Genomic DNA, 15,425 nt, shown 5'->3' on the forward strand with positions numbered 1-15,425 from the left:
CGTCCAATTTCAACAATTTGGCTATTTTTTTCACTTTTGAGTTAATCCTAGAAATTAACTGACCGCCTCTTGTTAGTGAGCGGGGCGAATGTCCCAAATTGATAGTAATTCAAGGAGAATGACAATGGCTCTTACCATGCACACTAATTACGCTTCGTTAGTTAGCCAAAACAACCTAACGAAAACAAATGACCTACTAAACACAGCGATGGAACGTCTGAGCACGGGTTACCGCATCAACTCTGCGGCAGATGATGCAGCAGGTATGCAAATTTCAACCCGTCTAGATACACAAACTCGTGGTATGTCAGTGGCAATGCGTAACGGCGCAGACGCTATCTCGATGATGCAAACCGCTGAAGGTGCATTTGATGAGATGACAAACATCGCTCAACGCATGAACGACCTTGCACTACAAGCCGATAACGGCTCTAACACTGCAGCAGACCAAACAGCACTTGATGCGGAATTTACAGCACTTAGCGCTGAAATGGGCAAAATCATGACGAATACCAACTTTGGTGGTCAAGCACTACTAAAAGGCGGTGGTCTAGGTGCAGCAGCAGTTAGCTTTCAATTAGGTACAACAGCAGCAGATGCACTTTCTGTAGATGTTTCGACTGAACTTGGTGCTATTGATACCGCTATTGGTGGACTAGGAGCTAATGCGGCAGGCTCTGCAGCTGGCATGCAAAGCCTCATCGAAACTATCGGTACCGCACGTTCAGCACTAGGTGCTAACGTCAACCGTGTTGAGCACACAGTAACTAACCTGATGAATATGAGCGAAAACTTATCAGCGGCGAAAGGTCGCATCACCGATGCTGACTTCGCAGTAGAGTCTTCTAGCATGACGAAAAACCAAATGTTGATGCAAGCGGGTACGACAGTTCTATCTCGTACCAACCAACTACCAGGTATGGCAATGTCTCTACTAGGTTAATCGCATCCTAATCAGCCGTACCTTTTAACGTATGACTGATTGTGGATAAGATGAATGTTCCTTTGTTAACGTTTCATCCGTCCTTTAGAACCTCCTTCGGGAGGTTTTTTATCGTCCTAAATCACCAATCACGCTGCACATCCCACTGATTAAAACACCACATCGTGAAGCAAGATCTCACTCTTCCACAATACTCACCATAACCGTTAAACCCCGCACACACCTTGGTCGCCTTAACATAACAACCTAGAAGCTAGAAGCTAGAAGCTAGAAGCTAGAAGCTATTTTAGTGGAAATGCGGAACCACACCACTGGAAACTGGCCTTCCGCAATCAAAACATAAGATAACTAACCCATTGATTCATAACACATGAATGCGTGGCATAGTTCTTGATTTAACCCTTCATAGCTTTGTTCGATAAAACGGCTATAGACCATACTAAGGAGCAGTAATGAGTTCGATTGATCCAGCCACAATGGCACAGCAGCTCGCCGCGCTAGAGGTTCAACCATTTCAGCAGCGCTATCAAGCCCAGGCCGCTCGCTTTCAAGCGCAAGTTGCCGCATGGGGAAAGGTTGAAACGGCACTAAGCGACTTTCGGTCCGCCGTTGAGGCAATGAATGAAGCCGGTTCAAGCATCATAAAAAATAGCGCAAGTGTCTCTCAAGATGGCTTTTTTTCTGCTACTGCTGACGCCAATGCACTGCAAGGCAGTTACCAAATTTTTGTTGAGCAACTTGCAACAACGCACCAGTTATCAACCAGTATGCCTGCCGATCTCGATGCGAACACAGTGATCCCGACCACAGGCACATTAGATTTTACCGTTAACGGTGAAAGCCTCTCGATCGATCTATCAACATTAGACACCAATGGCAGTGGCACCGCGACCATGAGTGACTTGGTCTCTGCGATTAACAGCGACCCTAATAATCCTGGAGTCAATGCCACACTGGTACGCTCAAATGGTCAAACCCACTTCATGCTGTCAGGTACTGAAACTGGCGCTGCCAATACCATCAATGTGTCCGCATCCGCAACAGGCGCAACATGGTTTGAAGACGCCTTTACCAACACCAATACCATCAGCAGTCCACAAGATGCAGTGATCTGGCTCGGCGCCAAAGATTCAGGGCTGAAACTAGAAAACAGCAGCAATACTTTCACTGGTGTCATCGACGGGGTTGACCTCACAGTCACGAAAGCACAAAGCAGCGGAGAACAACCACTTACCATGGAAATTGGGGCGGACTCTGAAGCCACAAAAGAGCAAGTTAATGGATTTATCGATGCCTATAACACTCTTGTTTCCACTCTGGATCAGTACACCCAAATCGGTGGAGAAGATAGCGAACGCGGTGTCTTAGCGGGCGATGCCACATTACGCTCCATTGAGAGTCAATTAAGTGGCTTAGTGCGCGGCGAATATGAAGGGCTACGATTGAGCCAAGTTGGACTGGAAATCGACCGTTACGGAAAAATGACCCTCGATTCAGATAAATTCGAACAAGCACAAAAAACCAACGGTGCTGCTCTTGAAGCCATGTTTAACGGCAAAAACAACCTACTCGATAATATCGACAACATGATTGACCCCTACCTTTCTTTTTCATCCGGCCTACTGAAAGGACGAAAAGATGGCCTACAACAAAGTCTCGATCGCATCGACGATAAACAAGCTGGGCTCGATAGAAAATACGATATGACCTACAACCGCTACCTAAAACAATTTACGCAGATGAACACCATCATGAATCAAATGAACCAAACCATGAGCATGTTTGGTTAGCACTCGGAGAACACAATTATGCTAATGGATTCTGGCTACGACTCATACCAACAAGTCGATCTCAATGCACAAGCAGCAGCTGCTACCCCTCATCAATTAGTTGTAATGCTCATTGATGGGCTACTCGATGAAATAGAACGGGTGCGCGGTCATATCACGGCAGGTCGACTCGCTGAAAAAGGTCAAGGCATCAGCAAAAGCATGAACATTTTGGTCGGACTCGACAGTGCGCTCGATCCCGATACTGGCGGTGAAATTGCCGAAAATCTCCATCAGCTCTATGACTTTTGCCAAGTCGAACTGTATCAGGCAAGCGTCAACAACGATATTGACAGATTGACGAACGTTGAGCGCGTCATGGACACAATCAAAGAGGGGTGGCTAAATTTTGGCAAACACGCATAAGGTGTCCCCTGAACGATTTCGGCACCTAAGTCAACTCATTGAAATCGCAACAAAAACACAAGACTGGCCCACCCTTCAGCGCTATGACTTGCAGCTTAGGGAGCTTTTGGTCACCCATGATCCTTTTACTAAGGGAGGCCGCCAAGACCCACGTTTAGCCGCTGAGATAGAGCGGGCAAAACAAGCGCACTTACGAGCATTTATTGCGCTATCCGAAGCGACCAATGCGTTAAAAACACAGCTTGGTGAAGCCGATGAGCAAAAAGAACGGGCGCAAGCTTACCAACTGGCGATGAGTCTGGAGTAACCCATGGTAACCATACCTTCTGCAACAAATACCACCACTCAAACGCCGCCGCATCGCGGAACTGAGGGTGAGCGCTCTATCGCCCCATCAAGCCAAGAAAATGCGCGACAAAACCCGCCCGCGTCATTCAAAAAATTGGTCGGCGACAAAAAAACACAACCGTCATCATCAAACGAAGCGGATGCGCTGCCTAGCGACGCGATAGCAATGAATGCCACCGCAGATACACTAGTACCACCATTGACCATGGCATTGCCGCCCACGCCTCACCCTCCCAGTGACGGAGCATTTCACGCACCACCGAACGCGCTACGTAATATGACACTGGCTACACAAAGCCGTACCGTTCAAAACGGTGCTATGCAGGCTCAAGCTCACCTTTCTGAACAGGGAGTTAGTCCACTTATTGATGCCAGAGTAAGCACACCTAGTCAGTCTACAGAGCGATCTTTTGAAGCATCAATTGGACAACAGGCTCATGCTACGACTTTGGCTCACTCGCGACTCAATACGTCAGCATTAGGCAATGACATTCCTTCATTACTAATGACGGCAACCGCAGCTAGTAGCCCGTCAGCCACGCATTCTCCAGCGCCGCCTGCAGTCAGTAGCAATACAGAAACCAGTACGGCGCAGTGGGCCAATGTCCGTATTGATACTCAAGCTGGGAAATGGGGAGAGCAGATGCTTCAGGTACTGCATGACCGAGTGACCTTGCAGTCCCAGCAAAACTTACAAGAGGCACGCATTCGACTTGACCCACCTGATTTAGGCAAGCTCGACCTAACCGTTAGAGTCGAGGGCGATAGGCTCAGTGTGCAAATTAACGCCAATGCCGCGGCCACGCGCGAGGCGTTAATGCAAGTTTCTGATCGGCTACGCAGTGAATTGCAGCAACAAAATATTCTGCAAGTCGAGGTGCAAGTCGGTTCTGGTGATAACCCTAACCCTTCTTCCAACACACCAAATCGCGATGAAGAGGTAGGCATCTTCGCCGCGCGAGAACGAAATGAGCAGCCGACGAGTTTCTCATCACACTCATCTTCTGGCCACTGGCTCAACATTCACGCCTAGTGCATTCATAAGGAAATAGGTCATGACCAAACAACAAATTTTTGCTCTCTTTATCGCCACCATTATCTGCAGTGCATTAGTCTCTGGCGGGACGATTTTTGGCACCGCGTGGTACCTACAGCAAGAAAAAAACGACACCTTGACCAGTAATTCATGGCTATCGGAGTTATTTAATAATCAGCCAGAGCGTCAACTACAGCCAAGCTTTCAAGCGCTTGATAAGTTAGTTCTCAGTGTGAGAGGAAAGAAGCAAACTCACTTTGTCATGCTAGAGCTCGCCATTGAAACCCGTCGCCCAGAGCGCATGGAAAATATAAATGACTACATGCCAGTGGTTCGCAACGCCATGCTCAACCTCTTTAGCCAAAAAACCTATGAGGAGCTGCACGGCGAAAATGCATTAGCGATGCTGCAAGATGAAGTCAAAGTGACTGTACTTGGCGCGTTCGAGAAAACGGATCTCGTCCGCGATATTGACGATGTGCTCCTGACTAAATATGTCGTGCAGTAGGTGATGTTATGTTGGATATGAATCACAGGGACAGTTATGGCATTGAGGAAGAGATTCAATCCCCCTCAGTACCTATTGATGAGCAGCGGTTGCTGAGTCAGCATCAGATTTTAGTGAAGCGCGTTGTTAACCAACTGCGTCATCACGCCACCACCCATTGCAGCATAGAAGACATGCAGCAAATTGGACTTATTGGGTTACTGGAAGCGGGGCGACGTTATGGCGATATCGATGACAGTCAATTTCCAGCGTTTGCCGTATGCCGAATTCGTGGTTCGATTTTAGATGAATTACGTCGGCTCGATTGGCGCTCGCGTAAAACCCGTCAGCAAGCCCACGAACTCAACGACATCACGCGTGACCTCACCAAATCTTTAGGTCGCCTGCCCACAGACAAAGAAATCATCAGCGCTTTGGGTACCGACCAAGCGGATTACTTAGCTCGTCTTAATGCTTCCATGGCAGGAGAAATGCAAAGCCTCGATCAACTGCTCGATAGTGGTCTTGAAGGTAACATTCATTCTGCTTATGACGCCACTCAACATGAACACCATCGGCGCAGCCTTGAAGTCGCACTAGGTCAATTGGCCAAGCGTGAACAGCTTCTCATGACCCTGTTTTACCAACACGACATGAATCTTCACGAAATTGCGTTAGTACTCGATTTAACGCCACCACGCATCTGTCAGCTTCACAAGCAAGCTCTCAAGCAACTCAATCAATTGTTATCTTCTTAGGAGTCACCTATGCAAAAATTTATGGGCGCGGTCATCATTTTGATGTGTGTCTTCGGCGGCTACGTTTGGGCTGGAGGCAGCCTAATGGCGATCTGGCAACCGGCTGAATTCCTCATCATTATTGGTGCAACGGTTGGCTCGCTGATCATTGGTAACCCACCACAAGTACTCAAAGAAATGCGTCTCCAACTGCGCTCTATCTTATCACCCCATAAAGAAGAGCAAGCCTTTTTCATGGAGCTGATGGCACTACTACAAATCCTGTTAGAAACCGTGCGCAGCGGCGGCTTTAAAGCGCTGGATAAGCACATTGAAAATCCAGAAGAAAGCCCATTATTTAACCGCTACCCACTGGTTAGCCGTGACTATCGCCTCGTTTCTTTCATAACCGACAATTTACGTTTAATGGCAATGGGACAAATGTCGCCTCATGAATTAGAGGGGCTACTAGAACAAGAGATCGAAGCCATACAAGCGGACCTTCTTCTGCCGTCACGTTCGATGCAAAGAACTGCAGAAGCCCTACCAGGTTTTGGCATCTTGGCAGCTGTTGGCGGCATTATTATCACCATGCAGGCCATTGATGGTTCAATCGCGATGATTGGTTATCACGTTGCCGCGGCTCTAGTGGGCACATTTTTAGGAATTTTTGGCTGTTATTGCTGCTTAGACCCAGCGAGTAACGCCATGGCTCAGCGCGTAAAACGAGACATGTCAGCCTTTGATTGCATCCGCGCCACCCTAGTGGCGTACGTTGCCAAAAAGCCAACACTGCTCGCCATTGACGCTGGCCGCAAACACATTCAGCTCGACATCAAACCAACCTTCAACCAAATGGAGAGGTGGCTCGCTGAACAGGAGGGATAATGCAAAAACAAGAGCACGTTGTCTTTAGGCGCTCAAGCCGCCGCCATGAAGAAGAGTTCCATGGCGGCGCATGGAAAGTCGCATTCGCCGACTTTATGATCGCACTCATGGCTCTGTTTCTCGTATTATGGGTGATGCAAGTCGTTGATAAAGAAGAGCGAAAAGCGATTGTCGCTCACCTACAAATGGCCAGTGTCTTTGATAAGAGTACAGGTAACCTCTTTGATACCTCACAAAGTATCTCGCCTATCGATCTGACTTCAGACTCCTCTGTTGCTAGCCGTCATGATTCGGTGCATACGGTGAGCTCTTTTTTTCAAGGGGATCGCGATGGGCCCGAATCCGACTCGCTGATTGACGGCACATTTGATACTCAGGAGCGTCTCGCCACCCTTGCCAAGGTCATCAATGACGCTATGCGTCAGATTAATGCCGAAGGTAATGTCGACATCACGGTCACGCCACAAGGCCTAAGGATCGTGCTGCAAGATGACTACAAACAAAATATGTTCCGACGAGGTGGTTCAACATTAACGCCATTTTTTGAAGACTTATTACTGGCTTTAGCGCCTATCTTTAACCGCGTTGAAAACCCGATGATTATTAGTGGTCATACCGATGCCACGCAATATCAAAAAGCCTTTCGTGACTCATCAAACTGGGAGCTGTCTTCCTCCCGCGCCAATCGAGCAAGGCAAACCCTTGTCGCAGGAGGCATGCCAGAGCAGCGAGTATTGCAAGTCACCGGCATGTCGGACCGGGCATTGCTAAACCGAGAAGAACCCAAATCGAGCGAAAATAGACGCATCGAGCTGTTTGTTCTCACCACACCCGCAGCTCAGGTCATTAGCACCCTATTTGGCGAGCAACCGACCAGCGAGCTAAATAAAGCGCGACAAAAGGCCAAGTTCAATCAACCCGTATTCAGACACGAGACGATTGGTTATTCGGTGGATACCTCTCCCCCTATAACCCCTCAACCTCTCTAATGGTTTTATTGCTAACAAGTTCTATGCTTATGATGACTTGCTAGCAATCGACACGAGTTTGTTATGAATGAAGGTGACCGACCCTAAATAGGTCGCCTATTGATGAGTTTAAGTTGAGTCTTTATGAACCAAACCCCTCCACATATTGCAGCGTCTCACCCAGACCCGCTAAAGAAGGCGTTTTTGTGGTTGGTCATTGTCGATTATGCACTCTTAGCCCTATTCTTAAGTCAGCTCGCAACGCTATCACTCAGAGCAGGAACCGGTATCAGCCTGTTGCTGGTCATCTACAATGTACTCCTCAGCTCACTGTGCTTTAGACGCACCCGACAACGAGATGGTTACATTATCTACCCAACCCTCTCTGCTACTCTGTTGGCATTTATCTGCTTTTTGTATTTTTTCTTTTTGGTGTGAGGGCAGCTTACTCATTACGATAGGTAAGCTGCTCTGATACTGATACTGATACTGATACTGATACTGAGGATTATGAGGAAAAAAAATAGAGCATCGCCGTTAAGTCACTACTTCAACAACGCCACAACCGTGTGGCGGCGCACGTTAGCTTGGGCATTGAGGGCTTGGAAGGTGCTGGTGAAATCATTGGATTGCTGGCTAAATTGCGCCAGAGAACCACTCACCTGATTGGCTGAGGGAAGGTTGGATTGGCTTTGAAGTCGCGACATTTGCGCGTTAAGTTGAGACTGGAATTGTTTGCTCTCTCTCAGGCTAGATTGGGCTTGCTGAAGGTGCTGATTCACGGTGGTAATAGACTGTTTAATACCCTCGCGAGAACCCAAATCAAAACGCAGTTCAGCGATGCCATCTGGCTCTGCTTTTACGGTAAACGTGTTCGCTTGACCTGCGGGGAAACGATGTCCCTGTCCGGTAACGTTAACTTGTTGCTGCATCGCAAGGTAAGCGGACTCTTGTGCTTGAAACACGATATTACCATCCTGAGCAAGGCTTGCTCGCATACCCATTGGAATCAAATTTCGATCCAATTGCTTAACGGTGCGATCACCCTGAGATTGTCCATCAAACTGCATGATAACCGTGCCGTGACCGGAAAAATCAAGACGTACCTGCTCAGTGCGGTCGCTCATTCTGTTGACGTTTAAGCCAGGAATAGAAAAGTGCCTAACATCCGCACTGTTTAATTTCAGCTTAAGCTCATTATCCACGACACGCTTATCATCAAAACGTGCCTGCTCTAACGCTGATTCAATATTGTGTTTTGACCGAGATAGTACATTGGTCAGAGCGGGAGACGCCCCTTGGTTAAGCGCCTGAGTTAACGTGCGCTTTATCTGAGTCAGCTCTTTCCCCACACTATGCAGCGCTTTATCAGCGATTTGTACCGATGTTGCCTGTTGCTGGCCTTGCGTGAGCAAAATACCAGAAAGCGAATAGGACGTAGGCGTCATATTCGCTTGGGGCGTTAGGTAACGTTTAGACAGCGACGAGCTGGGTTCAGACGCTTGGGATGGCGCAATATTAGTGGTTTCCTGCCCGCTTAATTTAATACTATGCGGTCTTACTTCCACGGTGCTTACTGCCATATTACGTTCCCTAATTGACTCTTCATGCGTTAAATTCGATCAAACAATGACAGATCATTGATTTTCACATAACTGGCCTGCGTGGCTTGCAGCGCCGCCATATAATTGCTTAAGCGTACCGAGGCTTCTCCATAATCCAGAGCGGAGATGTCGCTGGTGACCTTATCAACAAATAATTGACTTTCACTGTGTGCGTCATCAAGTAAATCGAGATTATTATGACGCCCACCAATTTCGGTCATCGCCCCCAATACGTTACCCAAGCTATCATCGATCGCCGCAAGGCTGGCATCAACTTCAGGTCTAAAATTTGGGCTCGGGTTCTTAAATTCGACAATGAGTGCATCAATTTGATTAAGAACATTGCTGCCTCCACCAAGGTCAAGAATATCTTGTGCCGTCATGTTGGACGTCATCGTCACGCCCTTGGCGACGGTCACAACCCGCTTATCGCTATTGCCATCAATGGTATAACCGGCCCCTGAATTCGACACCGCCGCGGTATCCGTTTTGGTCCCAGAGAACAAAAAGTGCCCTTCTTCATCTTGAGCGTTAAACGAAGACACGACAGAGTCTCGCAAGCTTTCAAGCTCGGTGATCATGCCAGCACGGTCTTCATCGGTTAACGTACCATTGGAACCCCAAAGCACGAGTTCTCTCATGCTTTGTAAGCTTTCTGTCACTGAATCAAGTTGAATTTCCTGACTCGACAGCGTCGTTTTAACGTTGGCAATATTGCGATGATATTGATTAATGGCGCTGCCCTCTCGCTCTAAGTTGAGCAACTTGATCGACGCCATGGGATCATCCGATAGCTTGGTGAGCCTATCCCCGGTTGCCATTTGCTGCATCACTTTGCCTAAACCGGCATTATTTAACTGCAAGCTTTGCAGCATCATTTGGCTAAATTGGGTATCACTGATTCTCATCATTGCTCCTTAAAACAGTTGCAGCACGGAATCAAACAATTGATTCGCAGTGCTGATCACTTTCATGTTGGCATTATGAGCATTGGCAAACGTCATCAGGTTTGCCGCTTCTTCATCGCTACTCACCGCACTCACATTATCGCGCGCTGCAACAGCTTGTTCATTCATAGCGTTTTTCGCCTGATAATCAGACTCGGCTTGGCGGGCTTTAATCGCCGTTTCACCAATCATGGCGGTAAAAGCATCATTGAGTGATAACGACCCAAACCCCGACACCGCTACTGGTTTATTACTGATAGCAATAAGATCGGTTAAATTGTCGCTGTTACCCGGATTACCATCGCCAGACAAGGCCAATTCATCGGCTTTGATATCACTGATAGAAAGGCTGGCTGCTGGGTTGGCAGGGTCATAGGTAAACAAAGGCTTACCCGCATTGCCATTGAGATCTAAACCCGCCGATAACGTGGTATTAAATTCATCGGCGAGATGCATCGCCATGTCATTCAAGGCATCTTGATTAGGTTTGAGTACGTCGATTTGGTATTCATGCAGTGCGCCTAACTTACCGCCAATATCGCCGTTGGTGGCAAAAGTTTGTTGACCAAACTTTATATGCAGCTGAGCTAAATACGGATCACTGGCATCTGGAATCGCAGTAATTGAACCTGCATCACCGCCTAAGACGAGAGGCTGCCCAGAGGCAAGTGATACCTGCACACTGCCATCGGGTTGATTCGTGGTTTTCACGGCCATCACTTCCGACAACGAACCAATGAGGTTATCGCGGGTATCCATGAGTTGAGCAGGATTGCCGCCTGTACCATTGGTCTCAACAATCTGTTTGTTCACTTCTGCGATATTGGCCAGAAGACTGTTGGCATGAGAAATTGCGGCATTTCTCTGCTCGTGCGTATCTTTGTGTTGATTATGCAAGGACTCTGTCAGGGTATTAAAACGGCGAGCCAGTGCTTCAGATTCATTAATAATTTGCTGTCTGAGTGGTGTGGACTCTGGCTTTGAGGTCGCATCATTAAGCGAGGCAAACAGAGAGTCCAATCCTTGGTTCAAACTAAAGCCATCAGCACCGAGCATGCTTTCGAGCTGGCTCATGCTACTCATGTAGCTGGCTGAGTAGTTGGCAGCGCTGCTAGTCGACCATGTTTGAGACACTAAATACTGGTCGGTAACACGGCGAATACTGGTGACCTCGACCCCCATGCCCGGGCTAGTCGCGTTGTACTTTCCCCCAGCGACGGACGCCATCATCGCCTGCTGACGGCTGTAGCCTGGGGTATTAATATTGGCCACATTTTGCGCCGTCACATCAAGCGCAACGCGATTGGCATTCATGCCAGATAACGCAATGTTAACGAGATTCATAATAGCTCACGCTCCGTTGTTCTCATGAGAGGCTGGGAAAATGCCATCGTGGTGGCAGACTCTTGCGGTGATTGCAAAGTAAAGGCGACCTTGCCAGGTGGCGCATTAACCTCAGAGGCAACTTTGTTGTTCTCTATCGGCAGGGCTTGTGAGCTTGCTTCCAGATCATTCGCAGACGCCATGGCCAACGCGCTGTTGGTATCGAACTGCACTTCTGCATGAGAGGGGCTCAATTGCTTAACCAGCATGTCGGCAATACCGGAATGCTGCTTTCTGGCTAGCTCAATAGACAGCTGGCCATCGTGCATATCTCGAAATACCCCTTGTTGCTGCGATGAAAATGGGCTGTCTTCATCGGCAAGCACATCGCTGCTGCTGCGCATTTGTCTCAGCACCATTTGCAAGAACATCGCCTCAAACTGCCCGGCGACTTCTTTGAGTGCCGTTTGAGAATCCGTGCTGTGCTTGATGTTCGCTAACGCCGCATTGTCGTGATACAGCACTTGCGTTTTCATCGCCGAATTCGTCGTATCTATCTTCATACTGCTCTCCTAAATCACGACAAGTTCTGCGTTAAGCGCACCCGCTTCGTGCAGCGCCTGTAAAATAGACATCAAATCCGTTGGGGTAGCCCCTAAACTGTTCACGGCGTTCACAATGGTATTTAGCTCAGTGCCAGGCGGCCAAATCACCATTTGAGCTTGGTCTTCACTAATATCGATTTTTGATTGGTCAACAACGACGGTGTCGCCATCGGCAAACGCATTCGGTTGGCTTACTCGTTGTGACTCGGAAATGGTCACTGTCAAATTACCGTGGCTCACTGCCGCTTCGCTAACTTTGACATTTTTACCAATCACCACCGTGCCAGAACGAGAGTTAAATACGATACGCGCAGGCTTACGCCCTTCGACCACACTCATTTCTTCTAACATCGACATCATGGTGACTCGCTGCTGAGTATCTTGTGGGGCACGCATATCCACGCGCGCTTTATTCACCGCAATGGCGACATCTGGCCCAAACGTCGCGTTAATCTCACGAGCAATATTTTTCGCCGTGGTAAAGCTAGCTTTGCGCAGATGCAAAGTGACTTGGTCGCGGCTATTAAAGTCTGATGGAATTTCTCGCTCTAGTATGGCGCCATTAGGAATGCGTCCCGAGGTTGGCGTATTCACGGCAATTTTCGAACCACTTCGACCCTCTGCCGATACACCACCAATCACCAAGTTACCTTGTGCGACTGCGTATACTTCTCCATCGACGCCGCGTAATGGCGTAAGTAAAAGCGTGCCGCCTCGCAGGCTTTTCGCATCACCAATAGAAGACACGACAATATCTAAGGCTTGTCCCGGCCCCGCCATTGGATCGACCATCGCCGTGACACTGACCGACGCCACATTACGCAGTTTTGGGTTGTCGGCATCATCAATTTGTACGCCAAATTGACGCAACATGTTCATGATGGACTGAGCGGTAAATTTGACTTGGTTACGGTCACCCTGACCGTCTAATCCCACCACCAAACCATAGCCGACCAACTGGTTGTTGCGGATGCCTTGCACATCCACCAAGTCCATAATTGGAATCGGCGTCTCTGCTTTTGTCGTCGTCACCATGCCTAGTGTCAGCACCAAAAACAGCGTGGTGCACATTATTTGTTGTCGATTCATTAAAAAGGTATCCATGGGCTGGTAAAGAACTGCGTTAACCACCCAGCTGAGTTACTGTCGGCTAATGCGCCACGTCCTGAGTAAGTGATACGGGCATCACCAATACGATGGGAAAATACTTGGTTGTAACGGTCGACATCATCAATGCGCACGATCCCTGTTACGCGAATAAATTCGTCCCCTTGATTAAGGCGAATCCATTTCTCTCCACTGACTCGCAATACGCCATTAGGCAACACCTCATGTACGGTGACGGTAATCGCCCCTTCCAAGCTGTTGCCCTGCGAACTGGCGGCGGAGCCATCAAAATTACGGTCACCATTGAGACCAACCGCGGTTTCATCCAGCGTTTTACCGCCAATGGTGGCTGCTCCAAAGTTTACACTCGACGATTTGCCAAATTTGGTATCGGCTTTCTTACTGGATTGCGTTTCTTCAGCAAGCAAAATCGTCAGCATGTCACCGACACGGTATGCTCGACGGTCCTGAAACAAGGTTAAGTTATAGCGGTGGCGATACAGACTGCCGCCCTCCGCTTCTGGTAAATCGTAGTTAAGCACTGGTGGAGCGTATTTTTGCTCGTCGGGCTCTGGCGGCACGAACTCTTGACGGACAGAACATCCGGTTACGCCGAGCAATAGCATTGCAGTGATCAATATTGAACGCCATGTCATGTCAAAAATCCTTACGCGTAACGCGACCACTTATACTGATTGAGCGACAAACTTGAGCATGTCATCAGCCGCAGAAACCACTTTTGCATTCATCTCATAAGCACGCTGAGTGGTGATCATATCGACCATTTCTTCCACTACCTGCACGTTGGAACCCTCAAGCGCCCCTTGTTTAATGCTTCCAGCCCCATCTTCACCGGGAATCAACTCTTCTGCCTGACCACTGGCTTCGGTTTCTTTAAACAAGTTGCCACCGACCGCTTCCAAGCCCGCTGGGTTAATGAATTTTGCCAGCGAAATCTGCCCCAAATTTTGCGGCACTGTACTATCTGCAGTAGTGGCGCTAACCGTACCATCAACTCCAACCGATAGACTTAACGCGTTATCAGGCAGCTGAACTTGTGGCTCTAATGGCAAGCCCTGACTGTTCACCATCAAACCTTCTGAGTTGACATGAAACTGGCCATTTCGGGTATACATGATCTGACCATCGGAGTTTTCTATCTGGAAAAAGCCTTGCCCCATGACCGCTAAATCCAACTCTTGTCCGGTATTTTGTGCACTGCCTTGCGTAAACACTTTTTGCGTGCCGACCACGCGTACACCGCTCCCTAGCTGAACCCCAGTTGGCAGTTGATTAACTTGGTCAACTTGTGCGCCTGGCTGGCGCTGAATGCTGTAAAACAGATCTTCAAAAACCACGCGATCGCGCTTAAAACCGACCGTATTGACGTTGGCTAGGTTATTCGAGATGGCCGTCATCTTCGTGTCTTGCGCGGCCATACCCGTTTTACTGATCCATAGTGCTGAATGCATTGTGTTGCTCCTTTACTGTGCGCGTTAACGCGCACTCATCAATTTATTGCCTGCTTGCGCCAGGGTTTCTGCCGTTTTCATCATGCGAACTTGCATCTCGAAGTTACGTGTCAGTGACATGACACTGAGCAGCTCGTCTATTGCCGAGACGTTACTTGCTTCAATATGCTCAGGGGCAAGGTTCACCGTTGCGTTAGCCGCAAATGGCGCGCCAGTATTGCTGTGAAGCAGGCTATCGCTCTCTTTTTGCAATTGAGTCGGCTCAGGCTTAACGAGCTTAAGTTCACCCACTTCCACTTCGGCATTACCACCAGGAGGAATGATCGACACGCGACCTCGCTCGCTGATTTCAACTTTTTGATAATCCGGCAAAACCATAGGACCGTTGTTACCTATCACCGCAAAGCCGTTGATGCTCATGGCACCGAACTCATCGACTTTAATGTTTCCTGCCCGGGTATAGGCTTCATCGCCGGCTGGGGTTTGCACGGTTAGAAAGCCATCCCCCATCACGGCAACATCCAATGCTCGACCAGTTTTCACCACATCCCCTGCATCAAAGCGTGTCGCGGCAGAGTTGGTAACAACCATAGTGCGACCGTCAAAACCAGAGCCTTGTAACGGCACACTTTGTACTCGCTCCATATCGGCGCGAAAGCCCGTGGTATCGGCATTCGATAAGTTATTTGAACGAACGTGCTGGGCTTTTAGTACCCGGCTGGCGCCTGTAGTGGCGGTAAACAATAAGCTGTCCATGCTCGATTC

Annotated in this window: 18 protein-coding genes; 10 read left to right on the plus strand and 8 right to left on the minus strand. The window is 48.6% G+C overall.

Going from position 1 to position 15,425, the window contains the following annotated elements; genetic code table 11:
* The first annotated feature begins 124 nt into the window (after nucleotides 1–124).
* The 10 genes from lafA to L4D74_RS18280 all read left to right on the plus strand — a co-directional run bounded on the left by lafA (nucleotide 125) and on the right by L4D74_RS18280 (nucleotide 8,040).
* Complete coding sequence (gene lafA / locus L4D74_RS18235) at nucleotides 125–943, plus strand: lateral flagellin LafA (protein WP_428753812.1); 819 nt, start codon at nucleotides 125–127, stop codon at nucleotides 941–943.
* A 452-nt stretch (nucleotides 944–1,395) separates the two neighbouring features.
* Nucleotides 1,396–2,733 carry a flagellar filament capping protein FliD gene (gene fliD, locus L4D74_RS18240; protein ID WP_428753814.1) on the plus strand — a complete coding sequence of 446 codons (1,338 nt, stop codon included), beginning with the start codon at nucleotides 1,396–1,398 and terminating at the stop codon, nucleotides 2,731–2,733.
* A gap of 18 nt (nucleotides 2,734–2,751) precedes the next feature.
* On the plus strand, nucleotides 2,752–3,138 hold the full coding sequence (fliS, locus tag L4D74_RS18245; RefSeq protein WP_428753816.1) for a flagellar export chaperone FliS: 387 nt from the start codon (nucleotides 2,752–2,754) through the stop codon (nucleotides 3,136–3,138).
* Nucleotides 3,122–3,445, plus strand: coding sequence for a LafD (locus L4D74_RS18250; protein ID WP_428753817.1), 324 nt, complete (start codon nucleotides 3,122–3,124; stop codon nucleotides 3,443–3,445). The genes fliS and L4D74_RS18250 overlap by 17 nt, the downstream gene beginning before the upstream one ends.
* A gap of 3 nt (nucleotides 3,446–3,448) precedes the next feature.
* Nucleotides 3,449–4,519, plus strand: a complete 1,071-nt coding sequence (locus tag L4D74_RS18255) for a flagellar hook-length control protein FliK (RefSeq protein ID WP_428753818.1) — start codon at nucleotides 3,449–3,451, stop codon at nucleotides 4,517–4,519.
* A gap of 22 nt (nucleotides 4,520–4,541) precedes the next feature.
* Entirely contained in the window at nucleotides 4,542–5,030 is a 489-nt protein-coding gene (locus tag L4D74_RS18260) for a flagellar basal body-associated FliL family protein (RefSeq protein WP_428753819.1), read from the plus strand.
* Nucleotides 5,031–5,038: 8 nt separating this feature from the next.
* A complete protein-coding gene (locus L4D74_RS18265) occupies nucleotides 5,039–5,767 on the plus strand; it encodes a FliA/WhiG family RNA polymerase sigma factor (protein WP_428753820.1) in 729 nt (242 codons plus the stop codon).
* A 9-nt stretch (nucleotides 5,768–5,776) separates the two neighbouring features.
* On the plus strand, nucleotides 5,777–6,634 hold the full coding sequence (gene motA / locus L4D74_RS18270) for a flagellar motor stator protein MotA (RefSeq protein WP_428753821.1): 858 nt from the start codon (nucleotides 5,777–5,779) through the stop codon (nucleotides 6,632–6,634).
* Nucleotides 6,634–7,623: a flagellar motor protein MotB gene (locus L4D74_RS18275; protein ID WP_428753823.1), complete on the plus strand. Its 990-nt coding sequence runs from the start codon at nucleotides 6,634–6,636 to the stop codon at nucleotides 7,621–7,623. The genes motA and L4D74_RS18275 overlap by 1 nt, the downstream gene beginning before the upstream one ends.
* Nucleotides 7,624–7,746: 123 nt before the next feature.
* Nucleotides 7,747–8,040 (plus strand): hypothetical protein, encoded by a 294-nt coding sequence (locus tag L4D74_RS18280; RefSeq protein ID WP_428753825.1) that lies wholly within the window; start codon nucleotides 7,747–7,749, stop codon nucleotides 8,038–8,040.
* 107 nt (nucleotides 8,041–8,147) lie between these two features.
* Here the strand turns inward: L4D74_RS18280 and L4D74_RS18285 are convergent, their stop codons facing one another.
* The 8 genes from L4D74_RS18285 to L4D74_RS18320 are packed head-to-tail and all read right to left on the minus strand — an operon-like array spanning nucleotide 8,148 to nucleotide 15,416.
* Complete coding sequence (locus L4D74_RS18285) at nucleotides 8,148–9,185, minus strand: MlaD/PqiB family protein (RefSeq protein WP_428753826.1); 1,038 nt, start codon at nucleotides 9,183–9,185, stop codon at nucleotides 8,148–8,150.
* A 29-nt stretch (nucleotides 9,186–9,214) separates the two neighbouring features.
* Nucleotides 9,215–10,114, minus strand: coding sequence for a flagellar hook-associated protein FlgL (flgL, locus tag L4D74_RS18290; protein ID WP_428753924.1), 900 nt, complete (start codon nucleotides 10,112–10,114; stop codon nucleotides 9,215–9,217).
* Nucleotides 10,115–10,123: 9 nt separating this feature from the next.
* Complete coding sequence (flgK, locus tag L4D74_RS18295) at nucleotides 10,124–11,497, minus strand: flagellar hook-associated protein FlgK (RefSeq protein ID WP_428753828.1); 1,374 nt, start codon at nucleotides 11,495–11,497, stop codon at nucleotides 10,124–10,126.
* Entirely contained in the window at nucleotides 11,494–12,039 is a 546-nt protein-coding gene (locus L4D74_RS18300; protein WP_428753830.1) for a rod-binding protein, read from the minus strand. Before L4D74_RS18300 ends, flgK begins: the two co-directional genes overlap by 4 nt.
* Before the next feature lie 9 nt (nucleotides 12,040–12,048).
* A complete protein-coding gene (locus tag L4D74_RS18305) occupies nucleotides 12,049–13,170 on the minus strand; it encodes a flagellar basal body P-ring protein FlgI (RefSeq protein WP_428753831.1) in 1,122 nt (373 codons plus the stop codon).
* On the minus strand, nucleotides 13,170–13,844 hold the full coding sequence (gene flgH / locus L4D74_RS18310) for a flagellar basal body L-ring protein FlgH (RefSeq protein ID WP_428753832.1): 675 nt from the start codon (nucleotides 13,842–13,844) through the stop codon (nucleotides 13,170–13,172). The genes L4D74_RS18305 and flgH overlap by 1 nt, the downstream gene beginning before the upstream one ends.
* Before the next feature lie 30 nt (nucleotides 13,845–13,874).
* Nucleotides 13,875–14,660 (minus strand): flagellar basal-body rod protein FlgG, encoded by a 786-nt coding sequence (flgG, locus tag L4D74_RS18315; RefSeq protein ID WP_428753834.1) that lies wholly within the window; start codon nucleotides 14,658–14,660, stop codon nucleotides 13,875–13,877.
* Between the two features lie 24 nt (nucleotides 14,661–14,684).
* Complete coding sequence (locus tag L4D74_RS18320) at nucleotides 14,685–15,416, minus strand: flagellar basal body rod protein FlgF (RefSeq protein WP_428753835.1); 732 nt, start codon at nucleotides 15,414–15,416, stop codon at nucleotides 14,685–14,687.
* Between the last annotated feature and the right edge of the window lie 9 nt (nucleotides 15,417–15,425).

The sequence above is a fragment of the Vibrio cionasavignyae genome, assembly GCF_050337155.1.
GTDB classification, from domain to species: Bacteria; Pseudomonadota; Gammaproteobacteria; order Enterobacterales; family Vibrionaceae; genus Vibrio; species Vibrio nomapromontoriensis.

Excerpts from the sequence above, each read along its gene's own strand:
- lafA (WP_428753812.1), top strand. The coding sequence starts at position 125 with ATGGCTCTTACCATGCACACTAATTACGCTTCGTTAGTTAGCCAAAAC.
- fliD (WP_428753814.1), top strand. The coding sequence starts at position 1,396 with ATGAGTTCGATTGATCCAGCCACAATGGCACAGCAGCTCGCCGCGCTA.
- fliS (WP_428753816.1), top strand. The coding sequence starts at position 2,752 with ATGCTAATGGATTCTGGCTACGACTCATACCAACAAGTCGATCTCAAT.
- L4D74_RS18255 (WP_428753818.1), top strand. The coding sequence starts at position 3,449 with ATGGTAACCATACCTTCTGCAACAAATACCACCACTCAAACGCCGCCG.
- L4D74_RS18260 (WP_428753819.1), top strand. The coding sequence starts at position 4,542 with ATGACCAAACAACAAATTTTTGCTCTCTTTATCGCCACCATTATCTGC.
- L4D74_RS18265 (WP_428753820.1), top strand. The coding sequence starts at position 5,039 with ATGTTGGATATGAATCACAGGGACAGTTATGGCATTGAGGAAGAGATT.
- motA (WP_428753821.1), top strand. The coding sequence starts at position 5,777 with ATGCAAAAATTTATGGGCGCGGTCATCATTTTGATGTGTGTCTTCGGC.
- L4D74_RS18275 (WP_428753823.1), top strand. The coding sequence starts at position 6,634 with ATGCAAAAACAAGAGCACGTTGTCTTTAGGCGCTCAAGCCGCCGCCAT.
- L4D74_RS18280 (WP_428753825.1), top strand. The coding sequence starts at position 7,747 with ATGAACCAAACCCCTCCACATATTGCAGCGTCTCACCCAGACCCGCTA.
- L4D74_RS18285 (WP_428753826.1), bottom strand. The coding sequence starts at position 9,185 with ATGGCAGTAAGCACCGTGGAAGTAAGACCGCATAGTATTAAATTAAGC.
- flgL (WP_428753924.1), bottom strand. The coding sequence starts at position 10,114 with ATGAGAATCAGTGATACCCAATTTAGCCAAATGATGCTGCAAAGCTTG.
- flgK (WP_428753828.1), bottom strand. The coding sequence starts at position 11,497 with ATGAATCTCGTTAACATTGCGTTATCTGGCATGAATGCCAATCGCGTT.
- L4D74_RS18300 (WP_428753830.1), bottom strand. The coding sequence starts at position 12,039 with ATGAAGATAGATACGACGAATTCGGCGATGAAAACGCAAGTGCTGTAT.
- L4D74_RS18305 (WP_428753831.1), bottom strand. The coding sequence starts at position 13,170 with ATGAATCGACAACAAATAATGTGCACCACGCTGTTTTTGGTGCTGACA.
- flgH (WP_428753832.1), bottom strand. The coding sequence starts at position 13,844 with ATGACATGGCGTTCAATATTGATCACTGCAATGCTATTGCTCGGCGTA.
- flgG (WP_428753834.1), bottom strand. The coding sequence starts at position 14,660 with ATGCATTCAGCACTATGGATCAGTAAAACGGGTATGGCCGCGCAAGAC.
- L4D74_RS18320 (WP_428753835.1), bottom strand. The coding sequence starts at position 15,416 with ATGGACAGCTTATTGTTTACCGCCACTACAGGCGCCAGCCGGGTACTA.